At 68.0% G+C, this 17796-nt stretch carries 13 protein-coding genes; 2 read left to right on the top strand and 11 right to left on the bottom strand.

Annotated features, from left to right (window positions below; translation table 11 throughout):
• Nucleotides 1-4: 4 nt before the first annotated feature.
• From ccoP to fnr, 11 genes are all read right to left on the bottom strand, one after another.
• Nucleotides 5-973, bottom strand: coding sequence for a cytochrome-c oxidase, cbb3-type subunit III (gene ccoP, locus JOD97_RS19395; protein ID WP_209721792.1), 969 nt, complete (start codon nt 971-973; stop codon nt 5-7).
• Complete coding sequence (locus JOD97_RS19390) at nt 966-1130, bottom strand: cbb3-type cytochrome c oxidase subunit 3 (RefSeq protein ID WP_209721789.1); 165 nt, start codon at nt 1128-1130, stop codon at nt 966-968. The genes ccoP and JOD97_RS19390 overlap by 8 nt, the downstream gene beginning before the upstream one ends.
• 1 nt (nt 1131) lies before the next feature.
• Complete coding sequence (ccoO, locus tag JOD97_RS19385; protein WP_209721787.1) at nt 1132-1746, bottom strand: cytochrome-c oxidase, cbb3-type subunit II; 615 nt, start codon at nt 1744-1746, stop codon at nt 1132-1134.
• A 14-nt stretch (nt 1747-1760) separates the two neighbouring features.
• Complete coding sequence (gene ccoN / locus JOD97_RS19380) at nt 1761-3188, bottom strand: cytochrome-c oxidase, cbb3-type subunit I (protein ID WP_209721784.1); 1428 nt, start codon at nt 3186-3188, stop codon at nt 1761-1763.
• A 74-nt stretch (nt 3189-3262) separates the two neighbouring features.
• Nucleotides 3263-3451 (bottom strand): cbb3-type cytochrome oxidase assembly protein CcoS, encoded by a 189-nt coding sequence (ccoS, locus tag JOD97_RS19375; protein ID WP_209721781.1) that lies wholly within the window; start codon nt 3449-3451, stop codon nt 3263-3265.
• The gene (locus JOD97_RS19370; RefSeq protein WP_209721778.1) at nt 3451-5943 is read right to left on the bottom strand and encodes a heavy metal translocating P-type ATPase; all 2493 of its coding nucleotides are present in this window, start codon (nt 5941-5943) and stop codon (nt 3451-3453) included. Before JOD97_RS19370 ends, ccoS begins: the two co-directional genes overlap by 1 nt.
• Nucleotides 5922-6749, bottom strand: a complete 828-nt coding sequence (locus JOD97_RS19365; RefSeq protein WP_229264566.1) for a sulfite exporter TauE/SafE family protein — start codon at nt 6747-6749, stop codon at nt 5922-5924. Before JOD97_RS19365 ends, JOD97_RS19370 begins: the two co-directional genes overlap by 22 nt.
• A 4-nt stretch (nt 6750-6753) precedes the next feature.
• Nucleotides 6754-8193 (bottom strand): oxygen-independent coproporphyrinogen III oxidase, encoded by a 1440-nt coding sequence (gene hemN / locus JOD97_RS19360; RefSeq protein WP_209721775.1) that lies wholly within the window; start codon nt 8191-8193, stop codon nt 6754-6756.
• A gap of 14 nt (nt 8194-8207) precedes the next feature.
• On the bottom strand, nt 8208-9869 hold the full coding sequence (locus tag JOD97_RS19355; protein WP_209721772.1) for a PAS domain-containing methyl-accepting chemotaxis protein: 1662 nt from the start codon (nt 9867-9869) through the stop codon (nt 8208-8210).
• A gap of 114 nt (nt 9870-9983) precedes the next feature.
• A complete protein-coding gene (locus JOD97_RS19350) occupies nt 9984-12065 on the bottom strand; it encodes an EAL domain-containing protein (protein WP_209721770.1) in 2082 nt (693 codons plus the stop codon).
• 281 nt (nt 12066-12346) lie between these two features.
• Entirely contained in the window at nt 12347-13105 is a 759-nt protein-coding gene (gene fnr / locus JOD97_RS19345) for a fumarate/nitrate reduction transcriptional regulator Fnr (RefSeq protein ID WP_209721767.1), read from the bottom strand.
• 225 nt (nt 13106-13330) lie between these two features.
• Between fnr and JOD97_RS19340 the strand changes: the two genes are divergently transcribed.
• Both JOD97_RS19340 and JOD97_RS19335 read left to right on the top strand, forming a co-directional pair.
• Nucleotides 13331-14080, top strand: a complete 750-nt coding sequence (locus tag JOD97_RS19340; RefSeq protein ID WP_209721765.1) for an alpha/beta fold hydrolase — start codon at nt 13331-13333, stop codon at nt 14078-14080.
• A gap of 90 nt (nt 14081-14170) precedes the next feature.
• Nucleotides 14171-17677: a response regulator gene (locus tag JOD97_RS19335; RefSeq protein ID WP_209721762.1), complete on the top strand. Its 3507-nt coding sequence runs from the start codon at nt 14171-14173 to the stop codon at nt 17675-17677.
• The last annotated feature ends 119 nt before the right edge of the window (nt 17678-17796 follow it).

The following is a 17796-nucleotide window of genomic DNA, read 5'->3' as shown; positions in this document are numbered from 1 at the left end:
TGGTTTATTTGTCAGCGGCGGGCGCGGCGGCGACGGCCGGGACCGGAACCGCCTCGGGCGCGTTGACGTCGTTCGACAGGCTCCAGACGTAGGCCGCCAGCACGTGCACCTTGGCGTCGCCGAGGAAGTCCTCGAACGCCGGCATGGTGGCGGTGCGGCCCTTGCGGATGGTTTCCATCACCGTCTCGGCGCTGCCGCCGAACAGCCAGATCTTGTCGGTCAGGTTGGGCGCGCCCAGCACCTGGTTGCCGGTGCCGCCGGCGCTGTGGCAGGCCATGCAGGCGCCGAACTTGCCCTTGCCGAGCACGGCCTTGATCGGATCGGCGGTCGAGCCCGACAGGCTCAGCACGTAATGGGCGACGTTTTCCACGTCCTTGTCCGAGCCCAGCGCGGCGCCCATCGGCGGCATCATGCCCATGCGCCCGTGCAGGATGGTTTCCTTGATGGTCTCCGGCGCGCCGCCGAACAGCCAGTCCTTGTCGGTCAGGTTGGGGAAGCCCTTGTTGCCGCGCGCGTCAGACCCGTGGCATTGCGCGCAGTAGGTCAGGAACAGGCGCTGGCCGATGGCGTGCGCCTTCGGATCGGCGGCCACCTTTTTCAGGTCCTGCTTCTGGTATTGCGCGAACAACGGCCCGTAGTCGGCCTCCGCCTGCTTCAGTTCGGCCTGGTACTGGCCCGACGACTTCCAGCCCAGCTTGCCGGCGTAGGTGCCCAGGCCGGGATACAGGAACAGGTAGGCCAGCGCGAAGATGATGGTGATGTAGAACAGCCACATCCACCAGCGCGGCATCGGCGTGTTCAGTTCGGTCAAGTCCTCGTCCCACACATGGCCGGTGGTGCCGATCTTGCCGTCCTTGTCCTTGGCCAGCTTGACCTTGGACTGCGAGAACAGCAGGATGCCGCAGCCGGCGATGCCGAGCAAGGTCAGCACGACGATGTACAGGTCCCAGAATCCGTTGGTGAAATCAGCCATGGCCGTTCTCCTCGTCATCGAACGGTAAGTGCGCCGCCTTGGCGAAGTCGGCCTCCTTGTTGGCGATGAACGCCCACCACAGGATGCCGACGAAGGTGATGAAGGAAATCACCGTCATCACGCTGCTGGCGCGGTCAAACAGGGTCTCGATAGCCATGCTAGTTCCTCGTCTTGATTAATGTGCCCAGGCCTTGCAGATAGGCGATCAGGGCGTCTTCTTCGGTCTTGTCCTTGAGCTCGGCCGGCGCGGCGGCGATCTCGGCGTCGGTGTACGGATCGCCCAGGCGCTGGAGCGCGCGCATCTTCGGCACGATGTCGGCCGGCACCAGCGCGGTCTTGGCCAGCCACGGGTAGTTCGGCATGTTCGATTCCGGCACCACGTCGCGCGGGCTGGCCAGGTGGGTGCGGTGCCATTCGTCGCTGTAGCGCCCGCCCACCCTCGCCAGGTCGGGCCCGGTGCGCTTGGAGCCCCACTGGAACGGCCGGTCGTAGACGAACTCGCCGGCGACCGAGTAGTGGCCGTAGCGCTCGGTCTCGGCGCGGAACGGCCGCACCATCTGCGAGTGGCAGTTGTAGCAACCTTCGCGCACGTAGACGTCGCGTCCGGCCAGGCGCAGCGGCGAATACGGCTTCAGGCCCGCGACCGGCTCGGTGGTCGATTTCTGGAAGAACAGCGGCACGATCTCGACGGCGCCGCCGACGCTGACCACCAGGGTCACCAGCGCGATCAGCAGCCAGGGATTCTTCTCGATCCAATCATGTGAAAATTTCATCTTGTACTCCGATATCAGGCGTGGCCGGCGGCCAGCGCGGGAATGCGCGCGGTCGCGGTCTCGCGGTTACGCAGGGTCATCCAGGTGTTGTAGCCCATCAGGCACATGCCGCCCAGGTACAGCAGGCCGCCGCCGAAGCGCACCACGTAGTACGGATAGGTGGCCTTGACGCCTTCGACGAAGGTGTAGGTCAGCGTGCCGTCCGGATTGACCGCGCGCCACATCAGGCCCTGCATGACGCCGGCGATCCACATGGCGGCGATGTACAGCACGATGCCGATGGTGGCGACCCAAAAGTGCAGGTCGATCAATTTGGTGCTCCACATCTTTTGCTGGCCGGCCAGGCGCGGCAGCAGGTAGTAGATCGAGCCCATCGTGATGAAGCCGACCCAGCCGAGCGCGCCGCCGTGCACGTGGGCGATGCCCCAGTCGGTGTAGTGCGACAGCGAGTTGATGGTCTTGATCGACATCATCGGACCTTCGAAGGTGGCGATGCCGTAGAACGACAGCGAGACGATCATGAACTTGAGGATCGGGTCGGTGCGCAGCTTGTGCCAGGCGCCCGACAGGGTCATGATGCCGTTGATCATGCCGCCCCACGACGGCGCCAGCAGCACCAGCGAGAACACCATGCCGATCGATTGGGTCCAGTCCGGCAGGGCGGTGTAGTGCAGGTGGTGCGGGCCGGCCCACATGTAGGTGAAGATCAGCGCCCAGAAGTGCACGATCGACAGCCGGTACGAATACACCGGACGCTCGGCCTGCTTAGGGATGAAGTAGTAGACCATGCCCAGGTAGCCGGCGGTGAGGATGAAGCCGACCGCGTTGTGGCCGTACCACCATTGGATCATCGCGTCCTGCACGCCCGAGTAGGCGGAGTACGATTTAAAGGCCGAGGCCGGCATGCTGATGCCGTTGACCACGTGCAGCAGGGTCACGGCGATGATGTAGGCGGCGAAGAACCAGTTGGCGACGTAGATGTGCTTGACCTTGCGCTTGATCAGCGTGCCGAAGAACACGATCGCGTAGGCGATCCACACCACGGCGATCAGGATCGTGATCGGCCACTCGAGCTCGGCGTATTCCTTGCCGCGCGTCAGGCCCATCGGCAACGTCACGACCGCGCTCAGGATCACCGCCTGCCAGCCCCAGAAGGTGAAGGCGGCCAGCTTGTCGGAGAACAGCCGGACCTGGCAGGTGCGCTGCACCACGTAGTACGAGGTGGCGAACAGGCCGCAGATGCCGAAGGCGAAAATGACGGCGTTGGTGTGCAGCGGCCGCAGGCGGCCATAGGTCAGCCAGGGGATGTCCAGGTTCAGCGCCGGCCAGGCCAGTTGGGCGGCGATGATCACCCCCACCAGCATGCCGACGATGCCCCAGACTACGGTTGCGATCGCAAATTGCTTGACGATCTTGTAGTTGTAGTTCTGTGCCAGGTCCACGAAGTTCTCCCATAGAACGCTTGATGATGTATGTCAAGGTTACTTTTCTGGGCTTCAAAAAACCTTGATGTGGATCAAAATTTTCCGGATGGATCTTTTTCGGGGTCGCTTATGTTTGCGGCCGAGTCGTCGTCCTGCAACACCCGCAGCGCCGGGCCGACCAGGTCGTCGAACTGGCCGTCGTCGGCGGCGTTGAAGAACACCCACAAGGCGACGAATACCATCAGCACGCTGAGTGGAACGAGCAAGAATAAGGCTTCCATCACATTTCCTTTTTGCCACGCCCACGCAGCCGCAGCGCGTTGAGCACCACCACGGCCGAGCTGGCCGCCATGCCGACGCCGGACAGCCACGGATTGAGCAGCCCGACCGCCGCCGCCGGGATCGCCAGCAGGTTGTACAGGCTGGCCCAGGCCAGGTTCTGGCGGATCACGATCATCGTTTGCCGCGCCACGCGCGCGCTGTCGGCCACGGCGCCCAGCCGGCCGCACAGCAGCACCGCGTCCGCGTGCGCCTGCGCCAGCGCGGCGCCCTCGCCCATCGCGAACGAGACGTCGGCCGCGCTCAGCACGGCGGCGTCGTTGATGCCGTCGCCGACCATCGCCACCACCGCGCCCTTCATTTGCAGCTGCCGCACGAAGGCCAGCTTCTCGTCGGGCAGATAGCCGCCGACCGTGGTGCCGATGCCGAGCTGGTCGCCGACGCGGCGCGCCAGCACGTCGTGGTCGCCGCTGAGCAGCACAACGGTCTTGCCGGCCTGGCGGAAATAGTCGACGGTGGCCTGGGCGTCGGCCCGCAAGCCGTCGCGCAACTGAAAACAGGCCAGCCACTGGCCGTCGGCGCCCAGGTACACCGGCGTGGCGCCGTCGGCCACCGCGTGCGGCGGCGCCGAGCCGCTGATCCCGGCGACGAAGGCGGCGTTGCCGAGCCGGTAGCGGCGGTTGTGCACGCTGCCTTCGACGCCGCGTCCCGCCGCTTCCGTCAGCGCGTCCGCGTGCCAGTCGACGCGCGCGCCGCCGCCCGCCTCCATGGCGGCGGCGACGATGGCGCGCGCCAGCGGATGGGCGCTGCCGGCGTCGAGCGCGGCCGCCACCTGCAGGCAAAAGTCGGCGCGCATCGCCCCCAGCACTACCGTCTCCCGCAGCAGCGGGCGGCCGTGGGTCAAGGTGCCGGTCTTGTCGAACACCACGTGGGTGGCGCGGTGCAGCGTTTCCAGGGTTTGCGGGCCGCTGACCAGCACGCCCTGGCGCAGCAGGCGGTCGGTGGCGGCGGCCAGCGCCGTCGGCGTGGCCAGCGACAGCGCGCACGGGCACGACACCACCAGCACCGCGATGGCGATCGGCCAGGCGCGCGCGGCGTCGCCGTCGAGCTGGTACCAGAAGGCGAACGCGGCGACCGCGAACAGCAGCAGCCCGGCGACGAACCAGGCGGCCACCTTGTCGGCCCACAGCGCGATGCGCGGCTTGTCGCGCCCGGCGCGGTCGATCAGCTTGACCAGGTTGGACATGGTGCTGTCCTGCGCGCGCCGCGTCACCCGCGCCAGCACCGGCGCGCCGGCGTTGAGGGCGCCGCCGGGCAGGGCGTCGCCGACGCCCCTGGCCACCGGCGCGCTCTCGCCGCTCAGCAGCGACAGGTCGAGCGTGGTGGCGCCGTCGACGATGACGCAATCGGCGGCCACCGCCTCGCCCGGCTTGATCAGGATGACGTCATCGACCGCCAGCGCCGCCGCGTTGACCAGGCTCGGTTCGCGGGTGGCGGGATAATCGGCCAGCAAGGTCGCCGACGCCGGCAGCGCGTGCTGCAGCCGTTCGAGCGCGGCGCCGGCCTTGCGGCGCGCGCGCAGTTCCAGGTAGCGGCTGCACAGCAGCAGGAAGATGAACATCGTCACCGAGTCGAACCACACCTCGCCCCGGCCGCGCACGGTGGCCAGCACGCTGGCGCCGAACGCGGCGGCGATGCCCAGCGCCACCGGCAGGTCCATGCCCGGCGAGCGCGCCTTCAGGCCGGCCCAGGCGCCGCGCCAGAACGGCTGCGCCGAATAGCAGATCGCCGGCAAGGTCAGCAGCAGGCTGGCCCAGCGCATCAGCGACGCCATGTTGTCGTCCAACGTGCCGTCCTCGGCCAGATAGGCCGGCGCCACGTACATCATCACCTGCATCATCGACAGTCCGGCCACGAACAGCTGGCGGCCCAGCGTGCGGGCCGATTTGCGCTGGCCCTCGCCGTGGCGGCCGGCGTCGTACGGATAGGCGCTGTAGCCGATCGCGTGCAGCGCGCCGAGGATGTCGGCCGGACCGCACTCATCTGAACGCCAGCGCACGTACAAGCGCTCGGTGGCGACGTTGAGCTGGGCGCTGGCCACGCCGGGCAGGCGCGCCAGCCGGCTTTCGATCAGCCACACGCAGGCGGCGCAGCGGATGCCGTCGACGGCCAGCGTGGTTTCGCGGCTGTCCTCGTCGAGCGCGAAGCGGGGATCGGCGTTGTCGTACAGTTGCAGCTCGGGCGGCAGCAGTTGCGCGCCCTGCGCCGTGGCGGCGAAGGCCGAGCGGTCGCGGTAATAGGATTGCTGGCCGAGATCGACGATCGCCTGCGCCACGGCGGCGCAGCCGGGGCAGCACATCGCGTGGTCGGCGCCGTCGATGCGCACGGTCCACGCGGGCGGGGCGGAGGCCGGCACCGGCAGGCCGCAGTGGAAGCAGGCTGCGGGCGCGGCGGCGGCAGCGGGGGCCGAGATCACGGGTGCGGTGTCAAGCATACGATATCCACCCAGCCCGGGGTCAGGCCGCCGGCCGCGCGGGCGATGCCGAACAGGCCGAAGGCCAGCACCAGCAGCCCGCACACGATGCGCACCGGGCGTTGTTGCAGCACGCGGCGCAGGCGCGCGCCCAGCAGGCCGAGGCCGGTCAGCATCGGCAGCGTGCCCAGGCCGAAGGCCAGCATCACGGCCGCGCCGCCGGCGGCGTCGCCGCTGAGCATGGCGGTCAGCAGCACGCTGTAGACCATGCCGCACGGCAGCCAGCCCCACAGCGCGCCCAGCGCGAACGCCTGGTGCGGGCGGTCGGCCGGCATCAGGGTGCGCATCGCCGGCGCCATCCACGGTTGCGCGCGTTGCCACACCACGCGGCCGGCCTGTTCCAGCCTGGTCAGGCCGTGCCAGGCGTTCATCAGGTACAGGCCCAGCGCGACCAGCATCAGATTGGCCAGCCAATAAAAACCCAATTGCAGGCCGGCCAGCTTCGCCAGGCTTTGCGCGCCGCCGGCCAGGCCGCCGGCCAGCGCGCCGGCCAGCATGTAGCTGCCGATGCGCCCGGCGTTGTAGGCCAGCACCCGCGGCAAGGCCTGCGCGACCGGTTGCGCGCGCGGTTGTGCGCGAAATGCCGCCGCGCCGCCGGCGAAACGGGCCGCGCTGTGGATCGGGATGACGTTGCGCGGCAGCGGGGCCGCGGTGGCGCCGCCGCCGCTGGCCGTGATGGCGCCGACGATGCCGCCGCACATGCCGACGCAATGGACGCTGCCGGCCAGTCCGACCAGGAAAACGGGCAGCAGGTGGGCGGTCATCATGGCGTCAGATGGTTTTCGAGTAGCGCAGCGGTTGCGCGGCGTCGGCGCGCGCCAGCGCCAGGTAGCGGTCGAACACCATGCAGATATTGCGGATCAACAGGCGGCCCTTGGGCGTCACGCTGATCCAGTGCGCGTCGACGGTGAGCAGGCCGTCCTCCTCGAACGCCTTCAGTTGCTCCAGCTCGGTCGCGAAGTACAGCGGGAAGCGGATCGGATAGGCCTGCTCCAGCGACGAGATCGACAGCTCGAAATTGCACATCAGTTTCTGGATGACGATGCGGCGCAGCAGGTCGTCGGTGTCGAGCTTGATGCCGCGCGCGACCGGCAGCACGCCGCCGTCGAGTTTTTCGTAATACGCCTCGAGCGTCTTCTCGTTCTGGCTGTAGGTGGCGCCGACGGCGCTGATGGCCGACACGCCGCAGGCGATCAGGTCGGTCTCGGCGCGCGTCGAATAGCCCTGGAAATTGCGCTGCAGCCGGCCCTGGCGCTGGGCCACGGCCAGCTCGTCGTCCGGCTTGGCGAAATGGTCCATGCCGATGTAGACGTAGCCGGCCGCGCACAGGCGTTCGATGCACAGCGCCAGCAGCTCGAGCTTGACGGCGGCGCTGGGCAGGTCGGCGTCGAGGATGCGGCGCTGCGGCTTGAACAGGTGCGGCAGGTGCGCGTAGTTGTACAGGGCGATGCGGTCCGGGCTGGCGTCGACCACCTTGGCCAGGGTGCGCTCCATGCTGGCCACGCTTTGCTTCGGCAGGCCGTAGATCAAGTCGATGCTGACCGAGCGGAAGCCGGCGGCGCGCGCGGCGTCGATGACGGCGCGCGTCTCGGCCTCCGGCTGGATGCGGTTGACGGCCTTTTGCACGTCGGGGTCGAAATCCTGCACGCCCAGGCTGAGGCGGTTGAAGCCCTGCGCGCGCAGGCTGTGCACGCGCTCGGCGCTGACGGTGCGCGGATCGATCTCGATCGAGTACTCGCCCACCGCGTCGGGCGCGAAATCGAAGTTCTCGCGCAGGTGCGCCATCAGGTCGCCCATCTGGCGGTCGCTCAGGTAGGTCGGCGTGCCGCCGCCGAAGTGCAGCTGCTCGATCTGGCCGATGCCGGCGAACAGCCGGCCCTGCATGTCGAGCTCCTGCTTCAGGTAGCCGAGGTAGGTGGCGGCCTTGCCGTGGTCCTTGGTGACGATCTTGTTGCAGCCGCAGTAGTAGCACACCGTGTCGCAGAACGGAATGTGGATGTACAGCGACAACGGCCGCTGGCTGCGGCGCATGCGCAGGCCGGCCACCGCCTCGAGGAACTGGCCGTAGCCGAAGTCGGTCGAGAAGCGGTCGGCGGTCGGATACGAGGTGTAGCGCGGTCCCGACTGGCTCAGTTTGCCGATGATGGCGGCGTCGAATTCGACGCTGGGGAAGGCGGTGACGATACCGGCGTGGTTTGGGCTGGTGTACATGGCGGCGACCGTCCTTACGCGGCCAGGCGCGCGGCCGGCGCGGCTTTGCGGGCCGGCGCGCCGCCGCGGGTGCCCGTCCGCAGGCCGGCGCGCGCCGGCATGGCGCGGCCGAACTGGAACAGGCTGACCGCCTGCGTCAGGCCGCCGGCCTCGAGCGCCAGGCTGGCGGTGGCGGCGGCCGCCTGCTCGACCAGCGCGGCGTTTTGCTGCGTGACCTGGTCCATGTGGGCGATCGCCGAGTTGACCTGGTCGACGCCGATGCTCTGCTCGCGCGAGGCGACCGAGATCTCCTCCATGATGGCCGTCACCTGGCGCACCGAGGCCACCACCTCCTTCATGGTGGCGCCGGCGCGGTCGACCTGCACCATGCCGGCGTCGACCTTGCCCACCGAGATTTCGATCAGGTGCTTGATGTCCTTGGCGGCGGTGGCGCTGCGCTGGGCCAGGTTGCGCACCTCGCCGGCGACGACCGCGAAGCCGCGGCCCTGTTCGCCGGCGCGGGCCGCCTCGACGGCGGCGTTGAGCGCCAGGATGTTGGTCTGGAAGGCGATGCCCTCGATCAGGCCGATGATGTCGACGATCTTGCGCGACGACGTGTTGATCTCGTCCATCGTGGCGATGACGTCGGCGACGATCTCGCCGCCCTGCACCGCCACGGTCGAGGCGTTTTGCGCCAGCGCGTTGGCCTGCGCCGAGTTGTCGGCGTTTTGCTTGACCGTCGACGAGAACTGCTCGACGCTCGACGCGGTCTCCTCCAGGCTGGCCGCCTGGGCCTCGGTGCGGCCCGACAGGTCGGCGTTGCCGGCGGCGATCTGGCGCGTGGCCACGGCCATCGTCTCGACATTGACGCGGACGTCGCGGATGGTGGCGATCAGGTTGCTGTTCATTTGCTGCAGCGCGCGCAGCAGTTGGCCCACCTCGTCGGTGGCCTCGGTGTCGAAGCTGCCCGACAGGTCGCCGGCGGCGATCGCGCGGGCGCCGTGCAGGGCCCGGTCGAGCGGACGCAGCACCGACACGCGCAGGGTGTACCACAGGAACACGTTGATCAAGAGGCCGACGAAGGTGGCGCCGAAGATGGCGTAGCTGTGGCCGCCGCCGCCGCTCATCAGGGCGGCCGCGCAAACGATCACCTGCAGCACGTTGACCACGCTGGTGGCCAGCCACACGCGCATGGCCAGCGACACATGGCCCAGCCGCGCCAGCAGGTGGCCGGCGCCGGGCCGGATCACCTGGCCGTTCTTGATGCGGATGCCGTGGCCGGGCTTGGCGCGCATGTCGCGGTAGGCCTGTTCGGCGGCGGCCACCTGCTCGCGCGCGGCCTTGACCCGCACCGACATGTAGCCGACCGTCCTGCCGTTCTCGCGGATCGGCGTGATGTTGGCGCGCACCCAATAGTGGTCGCCGTTCTTGCAGCGGTTCTTGACGATGCCGGTCCACGGCGTGCCCGCCTGGATCGAGGCCCACAGGTCGGCGAACGCCTCGGCCGGCATGTCCGGATGGCGCAGGATGTTTTGCGGCGCGCCCAGCAGCTCGGACGCGTCGTAGCCGCTGATCTGCGTGAAGTAGGGATTGACGTAGGTAATGTTGCCCTTTAAGTCAGTTTTGGACACGATGGCCTGGTCGTCGAGGACGTCCACTTCGCGGTTGGTCACGGCTTTGGGTTGGTTGTCGCGCATCACGTAGCTCCGGCTGGATTATTGCTCTATCACAATAGATGCATCCAGTGTACGGAGTCGTCGCGCAAAATTTATTGATGTAGATCAAAATTGCCCGGATTGGGGGACGGCACCTCAGCCCACGGTCAGCGGGCGCAGCGGGCCCACCGCGTAGCCCTGGGCGTAATCGACGCCCAGTTCGCGCACCACCGCCAAGGTGCTGTCGTCCTCGACGTATTCGGCCACGGTGCAAATGCCCATCACGTGGCCGACCTCGTTGATCGCCTTGACCATGGCGCGGTTGACATCGTTGCTGGCGATGTCACGGATGAACACGCCGTCGATCTTGAGGTAGTCGACCGGCAGCGCCTTCAGATAGGCGAACGACGACAGGCCGCTGCCGAAGTCGTCGAGCGAGAAGCGGCAGCCCAGCGCCTTGAGCCGGGTCATGAAGTCCTGCGCCTTGACCAGGTTGGCGATGACGGCCGTCTCGGTGATCTCGAAGCAGATCTGCTGCGGCGCCACGCCGTGCTGGGCGAACTGCGCGAGGATGTAGTCGTGCAGGCCCTCGTCGCCCAGCGAGGTGCCCGACAGGTTGATCGAGTACCGCCCCGGCAACGGCACCGGCTGCCCGGCGCCGTTGCCGGCGCCGGCCACGTGGCGGCACACGGCGCTGATTACCCAGCGGTCGATCGCCGTCATCATGTCGTAGCGTTCGGCGGCCGGGATGAAGGCGCCGGGCAGGATCAGCTCGCCGTGGCCGGACTGGATGCGGATCAGCACTTCGTCGTGCGCCTCGGCGCGCTGGCCGAGGCCGACGATGGGCTGGGCGTACAGCCGGAAATACTGGTGCTCGAACGCCTCGTTCAGGCGCGACACCCATTGCATCTCGCCCTGCCGGCGCGCCAGGCGCAGGTCCGATTCCTGGTACATGTGCACGCGGTTGCGGCCGCGCTCCTTGGCCAGGTAGCAGGCCTGGTCGGCGGCGATCAGCAGCTCGGTCATCGATTTGCTGTTGTGGTTGATCTCGACGACGCCGATGCTGACCCCCAGCTCGAACGTGCGGCTGTCCCACACGAAGCGGAAGTTCTTGACCGACTGGCGGATGCCGTCGGCCACCAGCAAGGCCTGGTCCGGCGGGCAGTGCGGCAGCAGCACGCCCAGCTCGTCGCCGCCGAGGCGCGCCAGGATGTCGCTGTCGCGCATCTCGGTCTGCAGCATCTTGGCCAGCAGCTGCAGCAGCAGGTCGCCGGCGCTGTGGCCGCAGGTGTCGTTGACGATCTTGAACTGGTCCAGGTCCATGTACAGCAGCGCGTGCACATGGCCCTCGTCCTTGGCGCTGTGCAGCGCGTTGGCGATCTGCAGCTCGAACTCGCGCCGGTTGATCAAGCCGGTGAGCATGTCGTGGCTGGCGTTCCACGACAGCTGCTTGCTCAGCTTGCGCTCGTGGCTGACGTCGCGGAACACCACCACCACACCCAGCAGCTCGCCGGTGTCGGACCAGATCGGCGCGGCCGATTCCTCGACGGCGATGCGGCGCCCCTCGCGCGTGATGAGCTGGTTCTGCGACGGCATGCTGATGGTCTGGCGCAGCCGCAGGCATTGCAGCGCCACGTGCTCGGCCAGCGGCGCGTCGTTGTCGTCGATCAGCGGCAGGGTGGTGGCGATGTCGAGGCCGTGCGCCTCGTCGTTGCCCCAGCCGGTCAGCTGCTCGGCGATGCGGTTCAGGTACTGGGTCTTGCCGTGTTCGTCGGTGGTGATGACGCCCTCGCCGACCGAGCGCAGCGTGACGGCCGCCAGCTCGCGCTCGCGCGCGGCGTCCTGCTCGATGCGTTTGCGCTCGGTGATGTCCCAGACGATGCCGAGCGTGCCGGTGGGTTGGTCGTGCTCGTCCAAAAACACGTGCGCCTTGGCCGCCAGCCAGTGCTGGCTGGCGTCGTGCCAGACGACCCGGTATTCGACGTCGTAGCCGGAGCCGCAATCGACCGCCTCCTGCATCGTGTTGAGCAGGCGGTCGCGGTCCTCGGGGTCGACGAATTGCAGGAACTGGGTGAACGGCTGGGCCAAATCGCCGGGGGGGAGTCCCAACAAGCCGGTGCCCCAGCCGACCCAGTTGACGATGCTGTCGATCACTTTGCCATTGCTGATGTGCGAATCCCAGATGGCCATGCGCGCGGCGTCCAGCGCCATGCGCAAGTGACGCTGAATGATATCCATACTTAACTTGCTCCAAAAACTATAGGCTTGTCGCCGTTGGAGCACACACGAATGGAAAAGTTCGATAAACGATGGACAAAATTTGGACCCGGGCGCGCCCATCGGGTTTCGCGAGAACTAGGCGCCCTTCCTGGACCAAGCAAACTACAATTTTTTACGACACCCAAAGGCTCGCTGAGTGCGAGGACGCCAATCGAGGCGCTGGCCGACGGCGATCTGGACGCGGTCCTGAAAGCCGCAGCAGGTTTCCGAGAGCTCTAGCTTGAAAAGCGACGACGCTTTTAGTGGCAGGTCTGCGTGCCGGCCGTGATGGCCTTGAGCATGGGCGGATCGAGCAATTCGATCTCGCGGTTGCTCACGCGCAGCAGGCCTTCCTTCTTGAACTTCGACAGCAGGCGGCTGATGCTTTCGATCGTCAGGCCCAGGTAGTTGCCGATCTCCTCGCGCGACATGCGCAGCTGGAAGGTGTTGGGCGAGTAGCCGCGCGCCTCGTAGCGCGACGACAGGTTGACCAGGAAGGCGGCGAAACGCTGGGTCGCCTGCATGTTGCCCAGCAAGAGCATGACGCTTTGCTCGCGCGTGATCTCCTGGCTCATCATCCGGTGGAAGTGGCGCAGCAGGGTCGGCATGTCGGCCAGCAGCTGTTGCAGGCTGCCGAACGGGATCTCGCACACCTCGCTGTCCTCCAGCGCCACGGCGGTGCAATGGTGCAGGTCGGTGCTGATGGCGTCCATGCCCAGCAGCTCGCCGGCCATCTGGAAACCGGTGATCTGCTCGGCGCCGTCGCGATTGACCTGGTAGGTCTTGAAATGCCCCAGCCGGATCGCGTACAGGTTCTGGAACGGGTCGCCGATGCGGAACAGCACCCCGCCGCGCGCGACCTTGCGGCGGCGGCCGATGATTTCGTCGAGCCGGTCCATGTCCTCGTTGCCCAGCCCCATCGGCAGGCACAGCTGGTGCATGCTGCAATTGGCGCAGCTTGCCTTGAGGATGTCGATCGTGGTGCCGGGCAGTATCAGGGAGGGAAGATCTCTTATCATGCCCCCAGTGTAGACCATTAGTCGCTATTTTTGGCGATACCGCACCCGGCGGATCAGGTATTCGGTGCGCCGCTGTGGCATTTTGACCGCCCGCGCCCGTCCCGAACCCAATTTCGCCCACGACGAAAATTTAACTTGCGCGCTATCGAATTGTTCGCTATAGTTCAACTCAAGCAAGTAGCACACTACTTAATCGCTCACAACAAACCATTGAAAGGAATTACCATGAAACGCACGCTGATCGCCTCCGCCCTGCTGGCCGCCACCGCCTTGACCGCCCACGCCGCCACGCCGGCCGCCGACACCACCGTGGTGCTGGTGCACGGCGCCTTCGCCGACGGCTCCAGCTGGGAAAAAGTCATCCCGCTGCTGCAGGCCCAGGGCTTGAAGGTGGTGGCCGTGCAAAATCCGCTGACCTCGCTGGCCGACGACGTCGCCGCCGCCAAGCGCGTGATCGACGCCCAGACCGGCAAAGTGGTGCTGGTGGGCCACTCGTGGGGCGGCACCGTCATCACCGAGGCCGGCACCAGCGACAAGGTCAAGGCGCTGGTCTACGTGGCCGCGTTCGCCCCGTCCGAGGGCCAGGCCACCAGCGAGCTGGGCAAGGACTACGCGGTGCCGCCCGGCATCGCCACGCTGCAGGCCGACGCCGGCGGTTTCCTGTGGCTGCCGGCGGCGTCGGTGGCCGCCAACTTCGCCCAGGACGTGCCGCCGGCCACCGCCGCGCTGATCGCCGCCACCCAGGGCCCGATCGCCGCCCAGGCCTTCGCCGACAAGACCACCGTCGCCGCCTGGAAAAACAAGGCCAACTATTACATCGCCGCCGCCGACGACCGCATGATCGACCCGGCCCTGCAGCGCGCCTTCGCCGCCAAGCTCAAGGCCACCACGACCACGTTGAAATCGAGCCACGTGCCGATGGTGTCGCAGCCGCAAAAAGTGGCCGACGTGATCATCGCCGCCGCCCAGCGTTAATCCTGTTGCCAAGGTCGGCCATTGATAGGAGAATTCCCGAGCATCCCGGTAGTTTCCCGATTCATGTCCGACCCGCCCGACAAGGATGAAATGAAGCCACTTGGCATCAAGGCTAAAGTAGCGCTGGCGACCAGCATCACCTCGATCCTGATGATCGCGCTGGTGACCGTGGTCCAGATGCAACGCATGAAGGCGGATTTCACCAAGGTGCTGTTCACCCAGCAAACGGCGCTGATCACCCGCACCGCCGAGGAGCTCGACGACAAGCTGACCATGCTGCTCGACATCATCGCGCTGTCGGCGCGCCAGCAGCCGGTCGACATCGCCGGCTCGACCGAGCGGCTGCGCGCCTACTACCAGGACCGCGCCGTGCTGGCGCTGTTCGACGACCTGCTGGTGCTCAGCCCGCAGGGCGTGGTGATCGCCGACGCCCCGATCCAGCCGGGCCGGGTCGGCATCGACGCCTCCGACCGCGCCTACTTCCGCACCGTCATGCGCACCCGCAAGCCGCTGATCGCCGAGCCGGTGGTCGGCCGCTCGCACGGCCAGCCGATCGTGCAGATGGTGGCGCCGGTGCTCAACGCCCGGGGCGAGGTGGTGTGCGTGCTCAACGGCGTGCTGCGCCTGTACAAGGACAACCTGCTGGGCCACCTGCGCACCGCCCGGGTCGGGCGCAGCGGCTACTTTTTCGCCCTCACCCGCGGCGAGCATCCGGTCTACGTGCTGCATCCGGACGCCAGCCGCCTGCTGCAGCCGCGCCAAGCCGGCGCCAACGCCGCCACCACGCGCGCGCTGCGCGACGGCTTCGAGGGCACCGTCGACAGCATCAACGGCAGCGGCGAGCGCGCCCTCAACAGCTACAAGGCGCTCAAGTCGGTCGACTGGATCCTGGCCGCGTCGCTGCCGGCGCAGGAGGCGTTCGAGCCGTTCGACGGCGTGCTCTCGCGCGTGCTGCTGTGGAGCGGGCTGGCCTCGGTCCTGGCCGCGCTGCTGATCTTCTGGCTGACGTTGCGGCTGCTGGCGCCGCTGATCCAGCTGCGCGACGCCATCGTCGCGCTGCGCGGCGACGCCACCCATTTCGCCCCGCTGGCGGTGCGCGCCGACGACGAGGTGGGCCAGCTGACCAGCGCCTTCAACAACCTGATGCGCGAGCGCCTGGCGGCCGACGCGCGCCTGCAAAGCCTGGTCGAGTTCGCGCCCAACGCGATCGTCGTGGTCGGCGTCGACGGCCGCATCGAAACCTTCAACCGCGAGGCCGAGCGGCGCTTCGGCTACGCCCGCGACGAGATCCTCGGCCAGCCGCTCGAGACCTTGGTGCCGGCGGCGCTGCGCACGCAGCACGCGGCGCACCGGGTCAAGTTCTTCGCCGACCGCCTCAGCGCCGAGCCGGTGCGCATGGGCGGCGGCGCCCCGCTGCAGGGCCTGCGCCGCGACGGCAGCGAGTTCCCGCTCGAGATCAACCTGAGCGCGGTGCGCACCGACCAGGGCACCAAGGTGCTGGCGGTGATCGCCGACGTCACCGAGCGGCGCCGCCTGCAGCTCGAGCTGGAGGCGCGCGCGCACGAGCTCGAGCGCGAGCGCGACCGCGCCGAGGCGGCCAACCGCGCCAAGAGCGAGTTCGTGGCCAACATGAGCCACGAGATCCGCACGCCGATGAACGCGGTGCTGGGCATGGCCTACCTGCTGGGCAACACGGCGCTGACCCCGCAGCAGCGCAAGTACCTGAACATGGTGCGGGTGTCCGGGCAGTCGCTGCTGGGCATCCTCAACGACGTGCTCGACTTTTCCAAGATCGAGGCGCGCCACATGGAGCTCTCGCCGGTGGAGTTCGCGCTGGACGACACCATGAATTCGCTGGCGACGATGATGACGATGAACGCCGGCGACAAGGAGCTCGAGCTGGCCATCAGCGTCGAGCCGTCGGTGCCGACGCGGCTGCGCGGCGACTCGATGCGGCTGCAGCAGATCCTGGTCAACCTGGCCGGCAACGCCATCAAGTTCACCGAGCAGGGGGAGGTGGTCGTCAGCGTCGAGCTCGAGGCGCGCGACGAGCGCGGCGCGCTGCTGCGCTTCGAGGTGCGCGACACCGGCATCGGCATGACCGAGGCGCAGCTGGCGCAGTTGTTCAACGCCTTCTCGCAGGGCGACCAGAGCATCACGCGGCGCTTCGGCGGCACCGGCCTGGGGCTGGCCATCACCAAGCGCTTGATCGAGCTCATGGGCGGGCAGATCGCCGTCCACAGCGCGCCGGGGCGCGGCTCGACCTTCTTCTTCAGCCTGCCCTTCGAGGTGTTGCCGGAGCGGCCAGAGGAGCGCCGCAAGCCGGCGCTGGGCGACCTGCGCCTGCTGGTGGCCGACGACAGCCGCACCAGCCGCGAGCTGATCGCCAAGCTGATCCGCGCGTGGGGCTGGCAGGCCGACGAGGTCGACTCCGGCGCGGCCGCACTCGAGCGCTTCCGGCGCGGCCTCGAGACGGGCCGGGCCTACGACGTGGTGCTGGCCGACTGGCACATGCCCGGCATGGACGGGCTGGCCACGGCCAAGGGCATCCGCGCCGCCGCGCCCGACAAGAAGCAACCGATCGTGGTGATGGTCAACGCCTTCGCCCGCGACCGCATGGAGGAGATCTCCAACGCGCCCGAGGCCGACGTGGTGCTGGTCAAGCCGATCACCAGCTCCAACCTGTTCGACGCGCTGCACCAGGCGCTGGTGACCAAGGCCGACGCCGGCGTGCGCTCGGCGGCCGAGCAGGGCATAGACGGCAGCCTGGGCGGCGCCCACTTCCTGCTGGTCGAGGACAACCTGCTGAACCAGGCGGTGGCGCGCGGCATCCTCGAGCTGGCCGGCGCCACGCTCGACGTGGTCGACAACGGCCGCCAGGCGGTCGACCGCATGAGCGCGCACCCGGACCGCTACGACCTGGTGTTGATGGACATGCAGATGCCGGTGATGGACGGCTTCACCGCAACCCGCCTGCTGCGCCAGGAATTGCGGCTGGACCTGCCGATCATCGCCATGACGGCCGGCGTGCTCGAATCGGAGCGCGAGCGCAGCATCGAGGCCGGCATCACCGATTTCATTCCCAAGCCGATCGAGGTCGAGGAAATGCTGGCGGTGCTGCGCAAGCACCTGCCCGGGACGACGGCGAGGGCGGCCGCGGCGGCGGAACCCGTGGCGCCGGCCTTGGCGCCGGCGCCGGCGCCGGTCAAGCTGGTGGCGTCGCCGCCGCCCCCGGGCGAGGCCGGCGCGTTCAACATCGACAGCCTGATGCGCGTGATGGGCAAGGACGCCAAGGGCCGCGCGGTGATGGTCAAGATGGTGCGCGGCGCCATCGACACCGGCATGGCGCCGGTCGAGCAGGCCGGCCAAGCGCTGCGCGAGGGGCGCCCGCGCGACGCCGCCCGCCTGTTCCACGGGCTGCGCGGCGCCGTCGGCGTGCTCGGCGCCCGGCGCCTGATCCAGGCCACCATCGACGCCGAAACGGCCATCAACGAGCAGCGCGACGAGGAGCTGGCGCGGCACGTCGACGCCGTGCGCGCCGAGCTCGAACAAACGCTGGCCGAGGCGCGCGATTGGCTCGAGCGGCAACCCTCCTGAGGCCGGCATCCGCCCGCGCCGCCGTTGCACATTCCTAACATCTAAATAGTATTGATAACAATTCGCATTTACGTTCACGGCGATTATTGTTACAATCTCACAAATTTGTAAAGATTAGC

Source organism: Duganella sp. 1411 (genome assembly GCF_017833525.1).
Lineage (GTDB): Bacteria > Pseudomonadota > Gammaproteobacteria > Burkholderiales > Burkholderiaceae_D > Rugamonas.
Note: the sequence above shows the minus strand (reverse complement) of the source record. Positions and strands in the feature narration are given on the sequence as shown.